This is a genomic window from Chelativorans sp. ZYF759, from assembly GCF_012911015.1.
Lineage (GTDB): Bacteria > Pseudomonadota > Alphaproteobacteria > Rhizobiales > Rhizobiaceae > ZYF759.
Genome location: NZ_WVVV01000023.1, coordinates 1 through 13,685, shown reverse-complemented (window position 1 = coordinate 13,685; position 13,685 = coordinate 1). Strand labels below are relative to the sequence as shown.

Below are 13,685 nucleotides of genomic sequence, written 5' to 3'. Positions count from 1 at the left end.
CGACGTGGCGATGATGACGAACGCTAGTGTCAAAAAATGCATTAGTCAAACAAAAATACATTTTATCTAGTCAACGGTTCGGCTCTCGGATATATGCCCAGGATCAGTCGCCAGCGCTTCTCTGCCATGCGGAGCGGGTGATAAGGAGGCACAAACAAGGAAGCTCAAATGTTGCACCAGACGCAGGCGGATCACGTCTTTCGGTCGCTCCGAAAGGACATTTTGGGCTGTCGCTATCCGCCTTCTTCCAAGATCAAGATCAACGAGGTCTGCAAGAACTATGGCGTCAGCCTGGGAGCCGCACGCGAGGCTTTGTCACGCCTGAGTTCGGAGGGGATGGTGCGGATTGAGCCCCAAAGGGGCTTTTCCGTATCCCCCATTTCGAGAAAGGAATTGGAAGACCTGACACAGTGCCGTGTTGCCATCGAGCAATTTTGTCTGAAAGCTGCAATCGACTACGGGGACGTGGAATGGGAAACCCGCATCGTCGCAGCTTATCATAGGCTCAGCCGTATACCTGAGCGTGAGCCGTCAAGGCCCGAGAAACTGAACGAGGCATGGTCAGACGCCCATTCTGAATTCCACTTGGCGATCGTCTCAGCCTGCCCCAACGACTGCTTCCTGATACTGCGAGCGACCCTCTATCTGCAGAGCGAACGCTACCGGCATTGGTCCGTGTCGCTCGCGCCTGATGATCGCCAGCGCACTATCGATGAAGAGCACAGAGCGATCATGGAGGCTGTCGTCAGTCGCGACAAGAAAGGCGCGTGCAAATTGATCAAGAGCCATTTCGAGCGCACTACTGCCGATCTCCTGGCTCTGGCCGAGGCAGCGCGCCGAGAAATCGCCTGACACCTCCTGCAGGAGTACCGATGTTGTCGGTTATGCCGCTCTCGTAGATTTCTCGTCCACGCAGCGGTTCTCGATCGCTCCGAGTTGGTCGATTTCGCAGCGGACCACATCGCCGGGCTTGAGAAAGACCGGTGGCGTCCTGGCCACCCCTACACCGCCAGGAGTTCCGGTGAATATGAGATCACCCGGCTCCAGCGTCATCACCTGGCTCAGGTGAGAGATCTGGTCCCAGACATTGAATATCAGGTGCTTCGTGTTGGAATTCTGCCGCAACTCGCCATTGACGTAGGAGCGGATTCCCAGGCTATGCGGATCGCCAAGGTCTTCCGCAGTGGTGATGTAGGGGCCATATGGACCATGGGTGTCGAACGATTTTCCGAGTATCCACTGTGGCGTCCGCATCTGCCAGTCCCGCGCTGAGACGTCATTGCCCACGCAGTATCCAAACACATAGCGATGCGCCTCCTCCACACTGATGTGCCGGCCCTGCCTTCCTATCACAGCCACCAGCTCGACCTCATAGTCAATCTGCGACGAGGTGACAGGAATTTCGATGTCGTCACTGGGACCGGACACCGAATTGACCAGCTTGGAAAACCAAAGCTGGTGCTTTGGCGTTTCCAGCCCGCTCTCTGCGACATGATCAGCATAGTTCAGGCCAATGGCGAGCACCTTCGATGGGCGTGCGACAGGAGCGTTCAGCTTGACCTGACTGAGAGGTATCGCATTGGCTGCCTCTTCTCCGAGGCGCCTTACCGTATCGGCCAGCTCATCCCATTTCTCCACCAAATTCTTCATTTCAGCAGGTATGCCACGGGCGGCGTCTGATAAGGGGATAATCAATTCACCCTTTATCAATCCGACACCGCGGTGAAGATCGGTAGAGAACGTGGCCAACTTCATAACGCATCCTTCCGGCACAAAATGGTTGTTCTTCAAAAGTTCACTTGGTTAGCACCCTTGGTTGCCAGCATGGCTCGTGCGTCATTGGGAGTTGCAAGCTCCAGCCCGAGACTTTCCAGAATTCCCCTGATCTTGGTAACCTGTTCGGCGCTGCTATTTGCGAGTGTGCCGGGTCCAGAATAGAGGCTGTCTTCCAGACCCACGCGGACATTGCCTCCGAGAATGGCGCTCAGCGTCACCATGGGCATTTGATGCTTGCCCGCAGCCAAGGCGGAAAACAGGTAGTCCTTTCCGAACAGCCGGTCCGCCGTCTCTTTCATGTGGACAAGATGCGCGGGCACCGCGGGCAGCCCGCCAAGCACGCCAAATACGCCCTGAACGAAGAATGGCGGCTTGGCGATGCCACGGTCAGCGAAATGCGCCAGGGTGTAGAGGTGGCCGATTTCGTAACATTCAAACTCGAAACGGACCCCTTGGTCGCCGAGTTCGCGCAACCCACGCTCAATTTGCGCGAACGTATTGGAAAGGATGAAATCTTTAGTCGACTCCAGATATGGCTTTTCCCAGTCAAATCGCCATTCAGTGATCCTGGCGGCGGCCCCCGAGATGTTGAAATTGAGCGAGCCCATATTCATAGAGGCCAGTTCCGGCGCCGCCCAAAGAGCGGCGGCCAGCCGTTCATCCATCGTCATGCCCAAACCGCCACCGGTTGTGACATTGAGGACGGCATCAGTGTGCTCCCTGATCTTCGGAAGGATCAAGCCAAAGTGGTCCGGCAGCGACGACGGTCGACCGGTCAAGGGGTCGCGCGCATGGACGTGGATGATCGCAGCACCTGCTTCGGCCGCAGCCACCGAATCGGCAACAATCTGCTCAGGCTCAACAGGAAGATAGGGCGACATGCTCGGGGTATGGATCGAGCCGGTCACCGCGCAGGTGACGATTACTTTGGGCATCTGATGTTCCGGATGATAAGCCAACGCACGCGCTTGAGCTGCGTCAGCCGCTGAAATGACCTCTACACATCAATCGGCAGGCGCGGGTCCATCGGTTCGGAAGGCTTGAACTCGCCCGCATACGAACGGCGATGGACCTCGTCCACACTCGCGCCGGACTTGCGGGCCGCAACCATCTGACGGGGATCAACCGGCATGCCGATTGGATTGCTGGCAAATTCGGGCGACGTCTTCATCCATTCGGTCGACTTACGCCAATCCCCGAAATTGTCGCATTGAAGCTCAACGCTGTTTCCGTCGGGATCGACGTAGTAGAATGACGTCGTCATGCCATGGTCGAGCATCAAGTGAGGCGTGATACCGCCGCCGGCCAGCCGCTCATAGGTCGCCAGAAGTGCGTCGAGGCTTGAATATTCGAAAGCCAGATGGTGCATGCCGGAATGCTCCAGCTTGTCAGGATCGTCCCTTAGGGCGGGAGCAGTAACCAAAGCGACCCGGTGGTTGGCCTCGTCGTTGCTCAGCCAGGCTCCGCCGGGAAACTGGAATATGACTTCGCAGCCCGTTACCTCTCCATACCAGTCAATCATTTCCTGAAGCCGGATCGTCTTCAGATTGGCGTGATGGAAGACGGGCCTTTCAGCCGTGCCCTTGGTTGCGCCCATTTCCAGTTCCTCCCTCGTGCAATTCGGTTACGCAGATCGAATCATGGCCCCGCAGTACGGGAGCAAGGATCGCTGGCTAGGCACTAGACGCCAGCAATGTCTTGTGTCAACATAAAATATATTTTATGTTTGAATATGAACTTTCTGAATGGGGTGTTTATGGCTCACATCAAGGTGGCTGTTTTGGTCGGCAGCATCAGGACCGCCTCGCTGAACCGGCGGTTGGCAAATGCACTGATGCGTCTGGGTCCCTCGAGTTTTGTCTTCGAGGAAATCGGCATCGACGATATGCCCTTCTACAATGCCGATCTCGAAGCCAGCCGGCCGGAGACGGTGCGGGCTTTCACCGACCAAATAAGGTCATCGCAGGCTCTCTTGATCGTCACGCCGGAATATAACCGGTCGATACCCGCCGTGCTGAAGAATGCCATCGACTGGGGATCGAAACCGACCACCGAAAATGTCTGGCGCGACCTGCCTGCCGCGATCACCGGCGCCTCGCCCGGCGCGATTGGAACAGCAGTTGGACAGCAGCACCTGCGGCAGATACTGGCCGTGCTTGGCGCAACCGTGATGGGTGGGGAAGCCTATATTGGCTTCAAGCGACCGGACCTCATTGATGAGGACGGGCATATCGATGACGAGTCCACCAGGGATTTTCTGAAGGCCTATATGGATAAATTTGCTTCGCTCGCGCAGCGCCTCCTGCGAAAATGACTGCTGGGGCTGCGGTGGCCAAACTGGAACACTCGCAAAAGACGCCACACGAGGCATTCGCGAGCCGGGCGCGCGACCAGCTACCGCCCAAGGAGGCGCTCGGGACACGCCGGCAGGCAGCAAGCAAGAAGCCATGAAGATGGATCGGGCGCTTAATCCCGTTATCGCCGTTCAAGCGCGGAGAATCTGACGAACGTCGCACTTGGGTGAAGTCTCATTCGACGCTGCGACCTGACTTCAAAATCCTGTCAAGCGTTCCTACGATAGACTTCCACCAATCCGCGAACAGTTACATCTGGATCAAAATAATCGATTGCGTCGGTTGCGCCCTGGAACAACGCGGCGATGCCTCCCGTGGCAATCACCGTCATGGCTTCCTGCCGTTCTTGTCGAATACGAGCGACGAGACCTTCAATCAGACCTACATAGCCCCAAAACACGCCGGACTGGATGGAGCTGACCGTATCCCGGCCAATGATGTGATTAGGTCTCCTGAGCGCCACGCGCGGCAGTTTTGCGGCGGCCGCGTGAAGCGCTTCGACAGAGAGATGAATGCCCGGTGCGATGATGCCGCCCTCAAATCCGCCATCAGCCGCGACCACGTCAATCGTAGTCGCTGTTCCACTGTCTATGACAATCAAAGGGCCCGGATAGGCGACGTGGGCACCAAGCGCGTTCACCACGCGGTCAGCACCTACTTCGGATGGCTTGCCGACACGGATTGGTATGCCGAGTTCCACATTCTCTCCAATCACCATCGGTTCCGCCCCCAGATAGCGCCGCGACAAATTTCGCAGATTGAAGATCGACTGCGGCACCACACTTGAAATGATGCATGCGTCGAGCGTTTTCAGGCTTAGCCCATTCATGGCGAAGAGTTGTGAGAGCCAGACGGCGTATTCATCCGCTGTTCTGTTCGGCTCGGTCGCAGAACGCCACTGCGCGATCCATGACGTTCCATCGTGGATCGCGAAAAGGCTGTTCGTGTTCCCCTGTTCGATCGCAAGAAGCAATGCGCCATCCTCCTGGGTTCTGCGTGGAGTTTCCCGCCGGACGGACGGCTTCAACCCGATGAAATCCGAAACATATCGCAAGGAAGCAGAACAAGCGGCGCGGCATGATCGAAGCCATGAGTTCCGCCGTTGGTCGTCTGCCGCGCGGCAATGAGTCCGATGCCCCATTCATGCAATAAAGACCTTCCCTTGCGCTGAATCATCCAACCCTTCCAGATCGAGCTCCTCCTCCAGCGGCGCGAAATAGGCGTCGATCTCGGGCTCGGGCAGTTCGTCGAGCGTTGCCGGTTGCCACCGGGGTTCATTGTCCTTGTCGATGATAACGGAGCGCACCCCTTCAAAGAATTCGTGTCCCTGGATCACGCGGTTGACGATGCGCCACTCCATGCGCATGCAATCCTCGAAGTCGAGTTCCGCGCCCTTGCGCATCTGGCGCAAGGCGACTGCGAGGCTCGTCGGCGATTTGCTACGGATGGCAGAAGCCTGCTTGGTAGCCCAGTCACTGTCGCCTCCCCCTTGGGCCTCCAGCCGCTCCACGATTTCGGGAACGGCCTCGGCCGAAAAGCATCTGTCGATCACCGGCATCAGCGCCGGCAGCGCTGCTTCTTCTATCGGAGCCGCTCTGAAACGTTCGAGTACATCAGATGTCTCTGTCTCCACGCAGAGCGCCTCAGTCAGTTCGTCGAACCAAGTGGAAGGCATGCACTGGGTCGCGAGTCCGCCCCAGGCAACATCGGCCTGTTTCAGCCGAGCACCTGTCAGCGCCAGCCATGTCCCAACATATCCCGGCAGGCGCGGCAGGAAGAATGATCCGCCGACATCGGGAAACAGCCCGATCCCGGTCTCCGGCATGGCGAACACGATCCGATCACCTGCCACACGATGGCTGCCGTGAATCGACAAGCCGACCCCTCCCCCCATCACGATTCCGTCGACCAGTGCCACATAGGGTTTTGGGTAACGCTTGATGAAGGAGTTGAGCCGGTATTCCTCGCGGTAGAAATCGAGGAAGCGCGGGTCGCCCGACCTTCCCCAATCGTGGAGCTGCCGAATGTCGCCACCGGCGCAAAATGCCTTTTCTCCGGCTGCCCGGACGACGACATGCGCAACCGACCTGTCCTGCGCCCATTCGGCCAGTTGCGGATGCATCTTTCGCACCATGTCGAGCGTCAGCGCATTCAGCGCCTTTGGCCGGTTCAGCGTGATTAGCCCGGCATGGCCCCGCTTCTCAAACAGGATCTCCGGCTCATCGGTCATGAGCCGCTCCTTTCAAGCGCTTCGGAAGGAATTCCACGTGAGTCGCCGCGCAGGAAGTTGATGATGCCGGAAAAATCCGTGCCGCCATGGCCCATGGCTTCAAACAGCGCATAGAGCTGGGTTGCCTCGGCGCCGAGCGGCGTGACGGCGCCTGCCGATTGGGCAGCCTCCTGGGCCAACCGCAGATCCTTCAGCATGAGGACAGCGGCGAAGCCCGGCTTGTAGTCGCGATTGGCGGGCGAGTTCGGGACGGGGCCGGGCACCGGGCAGTAGGTGGTCAGCGACCAGCACTGACCCGATGAGGTGGAGGCCACGTCGAAAAGGGCCTGGTGGGAGAGGCCGAGCTTTTCGGCCAGCACGAAGGCCTCGCCGACACCGATCATCGAAATGCCCAGGATCATGTTGTTGCAGATCTTGGCCGCCTGACCGGCGCCGGCCTCGCCGCAATGGACGACGCGGCCGGCCATCGGTTCCAGCACGGTCTCGGCTTTGGTGAAGGCTTCCTGCGAGCCGCCGGCCATGAAGGTGAGGGTTCCCGCCTCCGCGCCGCCGACGCCGCCGGAAACCGGCGCGTCGATCGACAGCATGCCGGCCTGCGCGGCGATGGCATGCGCCTGCCGCGCGGATTCCACGTCGATGGTGGAGGAATCGATGAACAGCGAGCCTTTGGCTGCGGCCGGCACGATTTCCTCATAGACCGACAGCACATGCTTGCCGGCCGGCAGCATGGTGACGACCGCATCGGCGCCCTCGACCGCAGCGCCCGCAGCGGCAGCGATGGCGACCCCATTGGCCTTCGCTGTCTCCAGATTGGCCGGGACGAGGTCGAAGCCGCGCACGGAATGCCCAGCCTTGACCAGATTGGCGGCCATGGGGTTGCCCATATTGCCGAGGCCGATAAATGCGATGGTGGTCATATTTCCTCCCGGAGGCGGCTGGCGCCAGATGTCGTCTATTTGCCGATCAGGTGCCGCGCGATGATGACGCGCATGATCTCGTTGGTGCCTTCGAGGATCTGGTGGACACGCAGGTCGCGCACCAGCTTCTCGATGCCGTATTCGTGCAGATAGCCATAGCCGCCATGGATCTGCAGCGCGTCGTTGGCGACATCGAAGCAGGCATCGGTGACGAAGCGCTTGGCCATGGCAGACCATTTGCTGGCATCGTGCGCCTTGGCGTCTAGGCGCGCGGCGGCGGTGTAGAGCAGCACGCGCGCGGCCTGGAGATCGGTCTCCATGTCGGCCAGCTTGAACTGCAGCGCCTGGAACCGGTCGATGGTCTGGCCGAAGGCCTGGCGTTCGCCGGCATGGGCCAGCGCCTTGTCGGCAGCAGCCTGCGCGCCGCCCAGCGAACAGGCCGCGATGTTCAGCCTGCCGCCGTCGAGGCCCGCCATGGCGATGCGAAAGCCCGAACCTTCGCCCGACAGCACGTTTTCGGCCGGTACCTTGCAGTCCTCGAAGATGATCTGGCGGGTGGACTGCATGTGCCAGCCCATCTTGTTTTCCACCGCGCCGAAGGAGAGGCCGGGCGCGTCCTTGGGCACGACGATGGTGGAGACGCCCTTTGGCCCATCCTCGCCGGTGCGCACCATCGTCACATAGACGTCGGAATCGCCGGCGCCCGAGATGAACTGCTTGGCACCGTTGAGCACATAGTCGCTGCCATTACCGCCGGACCGCCGGGCACGCATTTTGAGGGCAGCGGCATCGGAGCCCGAGCCCGGTTCGGTCAACGCATAGCTTGCCAGCCATTCCATGGAAGTGAGCTTCGGCAAGAGCCGCTGGCGCTGGGCTTCGTCGCCGAAGGTGTCGATCATCCAGGCGGCCATGTTGTGGATCGAGATGAAGGAGGAGAAGCCCGGGCAGGCGACGGCCAGCGCCTCGAAGATCAGCACTGCGTCGAGGCGGCCGAGCCCGGAACCACCGACATCCTCGCCGACATAGATGCCGCCGAAACCCAGTGGACCGGTCTCGCGGATCACGTCGGCGGGAAAATGACGCTCCCGGTCCCAGTCGAGCGCGAAGGGCGCGACGCGTTCGGCGGCGAAGGCAGCAGTCATGTCGCGGATGGCGCGCTGGTCTTCGTTGAGATCGAACTGCGGTTCCTTGGCGCTTTCTTGCATACCTGAATGCTTCCTGTGGTTCGTGCACTACGCAACAACTTGAATTAGGTACCTCACACGTTTCGGCGGCGGCCTTCCATGAGGTCGAGCACGGCACGGGCCGCGTCGAGCACGTTGGTGCCGGGGCCGAAGATGGCGGCGACGCCGTGCTCCTTCAGGAAATCATAGTCCTGTCGCGGCACCACGCCGCCGCACACCACGATGATGTCTTCCGCACCCTTTGCCTTCAGTTCCTCGACGAGTTGCGGCAGCAGTGTCTTGTGGCCGGCTGCCAGCGACGAGACGCCGACGACATGGACACCGGCCTCGATTGCCGCTGCGGCTGCTTCCGGCGGGGTCTGGAACAGCGGGCCGGCGATAATGTCGAAGCCGATGTCGCCGAAGGCCGAGGCGATGATTTTGGCACCGCGGTCGTGGCCGTCCTGGCCGAGCTTGGCGACCATCAGGCGGGGCTTCTGCCCCAGCGACTGTGAGAACTGGAGCAGCCGGTCGACGAGCATGGCGTATTCCGGGTCGTCGCCATAGGCGGGACCGTAGACGTCGTGCACAACCTCCGGCACCGCGGAATGATCGCCGAAGGCGCCGCGCAGGACATCCGAAATCTCGCCGACCGTGGCGCGAGCACGTGCGGCCTCGACGGCGGCTTCGAGAATGTTGCCCTCGCCGGAACTGGCGACTTCCGAAAGCCTTGCGAGCGCCGTTTCCCACTGTTTCGGATCGCGTTGGCGGCGCACGCGCTCCAGCCTTTTCAGTTGCGCCTCGCGCACCGCGCGGTTGTCGATGGCACGGGCCTCGATGCGGTCCTCCACCTCGGGGCGGAAGCGGTTGACGCCCACGATCACCTCGTCGCCCTTGTCGATGGCCGGCTGGCGGCGTGTGGCCGCCTCCTCGATGAGGCGCTTCGGATAGCCGTCATTGACCGCCTTGGTCATGCCGCCCATGGCTTCCACCTCCTCCATCAGGGCCCAGGCCTTTTCGGCCAGCTCGCTGGTGAGGCTTTCCACATAGTAGGACCCGGCGAGCGGATCGACGACCTTGGTCACCCCGGTCTCGTGGGCGAGGATCAGCTGGGTGTTGCGGGCGATGCGCGCGGAAAATTCCGTCGGCAGGGCGATTGCCTCGTCGAAGGAATTGGTGTGCAGCGACTGCGTGCCGCCGAGCACCGCCGCCATCGCCTCATAGGCGGTGCGCACGATGTTGTTGTAGGGGTCCTGCTCGGCCAGCGACCACCCGGATGTCTGGCAATGGGTGCGCAGCATGAAGGATTGCGGCTTCTTCGGCTCGAACTCCTCCATCACCCGGGACCACAGGAGCCGCGCGGCGCGCAGCTTGGCGGCTTCCATGAAGAAGTTCATGCCGATGGCGAAGAAGAAGGAAAGCCGACCGGCGAAGGCATCGACATCCTGACCGCGGCGAATGGCGGAGCGCACATATTCGCGCCCGTCGGCCAGCGTGAAGGCCAGTTCCTGCACCAGCGTCGCCCCGGCTTCCTGCATGTGATAGCCGGAGATCGAGATGGAATTGAAGCGCGGCATCTCGGCCGCCGTGTAGGCGATGATGTCGGCCACGATCCGCATGGAGGGTTCGGGCGGGTAGATATAGGTGTTGCGGACCATGAACTCCTTGAGGATGTCGTTCTGGATGGTCCCGGAGAGTTCGGCGCGGCTCGCCCCCTGCTCCTCGCCGGCAACGATGAAGGCGGCGAGCACCGGGATGACGGCGCCGTTCATGGTCATGGATACCGACATCTCGGAAAGCGGGATGCCGTCGAAGAGGATCTTCATGTCCTCCACCGAATCGATGGCCACGCCGGCCTTGCCGACATCGCCCTCGACGCGGGGATGGTCGGAATCATAGCCGCGATGGGTGGCCAGATCGAAGGCGACCGACAGCCCCTTCTGCCCGCCGGCCAGCGCCTGGCGGTAGAAGGCGTTGGACTCTTCCGCTGTCGAGAAGCCTGCATACTGCCGGATGGTCCATGGCCGGCCGGCATACATGGTGGCGCGCGGCCCGCGCAGGAACGGCTTTTCGCCGGGCAGATTGTCGAGGTGGTCGATGCCCTGGAGATCGTCACCCGTGTAGAGCGGTTTGACGTTGATGCCCTCGGGCGTCTGCCAGGCGACCGTGTCGGGGTCGGCCTTGAGTTCCCTTTCGGCGAGGGAGCGCCAGCGGGCGAGTTTTTCGGTCATGACAAGGTCGATTTCGTTGATTTGAGTTTCCAGGACATCAGAGCGCCTTTTCGAGTTCCGGCAGCACGGTGAAAAGATCACCCACGAGGCCGTAATCGGCGACCTGGAAGATCGGTGCTTCCTCGTCCTTGTTGATGGCGACGATGACCTTGGAATCCTTCATGCCGGCCAGATGCTGGATGGCACCGGAAATGCCGACCGCGATGTAGAGATCGGGCGCGACGACCTTGCCGGTCTGGCCGACCTGCCAGTCATTCGGCGCGTAGCCCGCGTCGACGGCGGCGCGCGAGGCACCGACAGCGGCGCCCAGCTTGTCGGCGATCGGCAGCATGACCTCCTCGAACTTCTCCTTGGAGCCGAGCGCGCGACCGCCTGAGATGATGATCTTGGCAGACGTCAGTTCGGGCCGCTCCGAATGGGCGATCTTGTTCTCGACGAAGCTGGAAAGACCTCCATCGGCCGCCGCCTCGGTGCTCTCGACCGAAGCCGAGCCACCTTCGCCCGCCGCCTGGAAAGAGGAGGTGCGCACGGTGATGATCTTCTTGGCGTCGCTGGACTGCACCGTCTGGATCGCGTTGCCGGCATAGATCGGACGCTTGAAGGTGTCGGCCGAGACGATCTCGACGACTTCCGAAATCTGCATCACGTCGAGCAGGGCGGCCACGCGCGGCATGACGTTCTTGCCCATGGTCGTGGCCGGCGCGACGATCGCATCATAGCCGTCGGCAAGCTTGAGAATGGTGTCGGCCAGCGGCTCGGCCAGCCGTTCGGCCAGCGCGTCGCTTTCGGCGAGCAGCACCTTGTTCACGCCGGCGAGCTTCGCCGCCGCGTCGGCCGCCGCCTGGGCGCCCTTGCCGGCAACCAGCACGTCGACGTCGCCACCCAGCTGGGTGGCCGCCGACAGCGCCTTGGCGGTCTGGTCGGAGAGGGTGGAATTGTCGTGTTCGGCAATCAGAAGAATGGCCATTTCGATTTGCTCCCTTCAGCGCCTAAAGCACGCCGGCTTCGTTCTTCAGCTTCTCGACCAGCTCGGCCACATCCTTGACCTTGACGCCCGCCTGGCGGCCCGACGGCTCCTCGGTCTTCAGGACCTTGAGCCGGACCGCGACGTCGACGCCGTAATCGGCAGGCGCCTTTTCGTCGAGCGGCTTCTTCTTGGCCTTCATGATGTTGGGCAGCGAGGCGTAACGCGGCTGGTTGAGGCGCAGATCGGTGGTGACGATGGCCGGCATGGTCAGTTCGATCGTCTGGAGACCGCCATCGACCTCGCGCGTGACCTTGGCCTTGCCGCCGTCGATCTCCAGCTTGGAGGCGAAGGTGCCCTGGCTCCAGCCGAGCAGCGCGGCCAGCATCTGGCCGGTCTGGTTGGCGTCGTCGTCGATCGCCTGCTTGCCGAGGATCACCAGTTCCGGCTTCTCCTCGTCAACGATGCCCTTGAGGATCTTGGCGACCGTCAGCGGCTCGGTGAGCTCGTCGGTCTTGACCAGGATGCCACGGTCGGCGCCCATGGCGAGCGCGGTGCGGATGGTCTCCTGCGCCTGCTGCGGGCCGACCGACACGGCGATGATTTCTTCGACCTTGCCCGCTTCCTTGAGCCGGATAGCCTCCTCGACGGCGATCTCGTCGAACGGGTTCATCGACATCTTCACATTGGCGAGCTCGACGCCGGAGCCATCCGACTTCACCCGGATCTTCACATTGTAATCGACAACCCGCTTGACGGGGACCAGAACCTTCATGAGGGAACTCCTATTCAAATTCGAGGATCGTTTGATCCACGGCGAGGTTCTGACCAACCGAAGCCGCTACTGCCTTGACGATTGCGCGGCGCTCGGCGCGGAGCACGTTTTCCATCTTCATGGCTTCGACCGTGGCGAGCGGCTGGCCCTCGTGAACCTCCGCGCCGACTTCCACCATGATGGCGGTGACGACGCCGGGCATGGGGCAGAGCAGCATCTTCGAGGTATCGGGAGGCGCCTTTTCGGGCATCAGCCGCGCGAGTTCGGCAACGCGTGGGCTGCGCACATGAATTTTCAGATCGATGCCGCGCCAGCGCAGCCGCCAGCCGGAGTTGACGGGTTGGACCTTGACGCCCATCGCTTCGCCGCCAACGGCAAAACGTGCATGCGGGCGGCCGGGCAGCCAGTCGCTGGTGACGGGAACGGGCCTGCCGCCTTCGAAACCGACCAGCGTCGCACCGCCCTCGTCGCGCAGTGCGACCTCGAACTCCGTTCCGTTGACCTTGACCACCCATTCGCGGCCCACCGTCCGGCGGTGGTTGTCGAGCGCGCCCGAGATCAGCACGGCGCGTTTCTGGCTGCGGAAATGCACGAAGGCGGCGACGGCGGCCAGCGCGCGGGCCTCGCCCTCGCCGGGCGTGACGCCCGAAAAACCCTCCGGCCACTCCTCGGCAATGAAGGCCGTTGTAAGTTCTCCCTTACGGAACCTCTCGTGCCGCGTGACGGCCGACAGGAAGGGCAGATTGTGGCCGATGCCGTCGAGCTCGAAATCGTCGAGCGCCGCACTCATGGCGTCGATGGCGGCCAGSCGGTCMGGCGCCCATGCGCAGAGYTTGGCGATCATGGGATCGTAATACATGGAGATCTCGCCGCCCTCGAAGACGCCGGTGTCGTTGCGGATCACCGTGCCGTCCTCGCGGTTGCCTTCGCGCGGCGGGCGGTAGCGCGAGAGCCTGCCGATCGAGGGCAGGAAGCTGCGATAGGGGTCCTCGGCATAAAGCCGGCTTTCGATCGCCCAGCCATCGAGCCGCACATCCTCCTGCGCAAGACGCAGCTTCTCGCCGGCGGCAACGCGGATCATCTCCTCGACCAGATCGATGCCGGTGACGAGTTCGGTCACGGGATGCTCGACCTGAAGGCGGGTATTCATCTCGAGGAAGTAGAAGTTGCGGTCGCCATCGACGATAAATTCGACGGTACCGGCCGAATGGTAGCCGACCGCTTTCGAAAGAGCGACCGCCTGCGCGCCCATGGCAGCGCGTGTCGCCTGGTCGA

General features: G+C 61.7%; 13 protein-coding genes. 2 read left to right on the top strand and 11 right to left on the bottom strand.

The genetic code is table 11. The annotated features are described in order from the left end of the window. Nucleotides 1–168 precede the first annotated feature (168 nt). Nucleotides 169–852: a GntR family transcriptional regulator gene (locus GRZ55_RS21915; RefSeq protein ID WP_169289083.1), complete on the top strand. Its 684-nt coding sequence runs from the start codon at nucleotides 169–171 to the stop codon at nucleotides 850–852. Nucleotides 853–882: 30 nt separating this feature from the next. Here the strand turns inward: GRZ55_RS21915 and GRZ55_RS21910 are convergent, their stop codons facing one another. The 3 genes from GRZ55_RS21910 to GRZ55_RS21900 form a co-directional block, all read right to left on the bottom strand. After that, complete coding sequence (locus GRZ55_RS21910; RefSeq protein WP_169289082.1) at nucleotides 883–1,755, bottom strand: fumarylacetoacetate hydrolase family protein; 873 nt, start codon at nucleotides 1,753–1,755, stop codon at nucleotides 883–885. 32 nt (nucleotides 1,756–1,787) lie between these two features. Then, nucleotides 1,788–2,711, bottom strand: a complete 924-nt coding sequence (locus tag GRZ55_RS21905) for a 3-keto-5-aminohexanoate cleavage protein (protein ID WP_169289081.1) — start codon at nucleotides 2,709–2,711, stop codon at nucleotides 1,788–1,790. Between the two features lie 62 nt (nucleotides 2,712–2,773). Beyond that, on the bottom strand, nucleotides 2,774–3,373 hold the full coding sequence (locus GRZ55_RS21900; protein ID WP_169289080.1) for a VOC family protein: 600 nt from the start codon (nucleotides 3,371–3,373) through the stop codon (nucleotides 2,774–2,776). Between the two features lie 159 nt (nucleotides 3,374–3,532). Between GRZ55_RS21900 and GRZ55_RS21895 the strand changes: the two genes are divergently transcribed. Then, a complete protein-coding gene (locus GRZ55_RS21895; protein WP_169289079.1) occupies nucleotides 3,533–4,090 on the top strand; it encodes an NADPH-dependent FMN reductase in 558 nt (185 codons plus the stop codon). A 248-nt stretch (nucleotides 4,091–4,338) separates the two neighbouring features. Here the strand turns inward: GRZ55_RS21895 and GRZ55_RS21890 are convergent, their stop codons facing one another. The 8 genes from GRZ55_RS21890 to GRZ55_RS21855 all read right to left on the bottom strand — a co-directional run. Next, on the bottom strand, nucleotides 4,339–5,103 hold the full coding sequence (locus GRZ55_RS21890) for a type III pantothenate kinase (protein ID WP_169289078.1): 765 nt from the start codon (nucleotides 5,101–5,103) through the stop codon (nucleotides 4,339–4,341). Nucleotides 5,104–5,271: 168 nt separating this feature from the next. Beyond that, complete coding sequence (locus tag GRZ55_RS21885) at nucleotides 5,272–6,360, bottom strand: enoyl-CoA hydratase/isomerase family protein (protein WP_169289077.1); 1,089 nt, start codon at nucleotides 6,358–6,360, stop codon at nucleotides 5,272–5,274. Next, nucleotides 6,357–7,277 (bottom strand): 3-hydroxyisobutyrate dehydrogenase, encoded by a 921-nt coding sequence (gene mmsB / locus GRZ55_RS21880; protein WP_169289076.1) that lies wholly within the window; start codon nucleotides 7,275–7,277, stop codon nucleotides 6,357–6,359. The genes GRZ55_RS21885 and mmsB overlap by 4 nt, the downstream gene beginning before the upstream one ends. Before the next feature lie 35 nt (nucleotides 7,278–7,312). After that, the gene (locus GRZ55_RS21875) at nucleotides 7,313–8,482 is read right to left on the bottom strand and encodes an acyl-CoA dehydrogenase family protein (protein ID WP_169289075.1); all 1,170 of its coding nucleotides are present in this window, start codon (nucleotides 8,480–8,482) and stop codon (nucleotides 7,313–7,315) included. A 53-nt stretch (nucleotides 8,483–8,535) separates the two neighbouring features. Further along, a complete protein-coding gene (gene scpA, locus GRZ55_RS21870) occupies nucleotides 8,536–10,671 on the bottom strand; it encodes a methylmalonyl-CoA mutase (RefSeq protein ID WP_169289074.1) in 2,136 nt (711 codons plus the stop codon). Between the two features lie 37 nt (nucleotides 10,672–10,708). Beyond that, nucleotides 10,709–11,638: an electron transfer flavoprotein subunit alpha/FixB family protein gene (locus tag GRZ55_RS21865; RefSeq protein WP_169289073.1), complete on the bottom strand. Its 930-nt coding sequence runs from the start codon at nucleotides 11,636–11,638 to the stop codon at nucleotides 10,709–10,711. A gap of 22 nt (nucleotides 11,639–11,660) precedes the next feature. Continuing rightward, nucleotides 11,661–12,410 (bottom strand): electron transfer flavoprotein subunit beta/FixA family protein, encoded by a 750-nt coding sequence (locus GRZ55_RS21860; RefSeq protein WP_169289072.1) that lies wholly within the window; start codon nucleotides 12,408–12,410, stop codon nucleotides 11,661–11,663. A 10-nt stretch (nucleotides 12,411–12,420) separates the two neighbouring features. After that, the coding region (locus GRZ55_RS21855) for a biotin/lipoyl-containing protein (protein ID WP_306785624.1) at nucleotides 12,421–13,685 on the bottom strand (1,265 nt) is incomplete at its 5' end.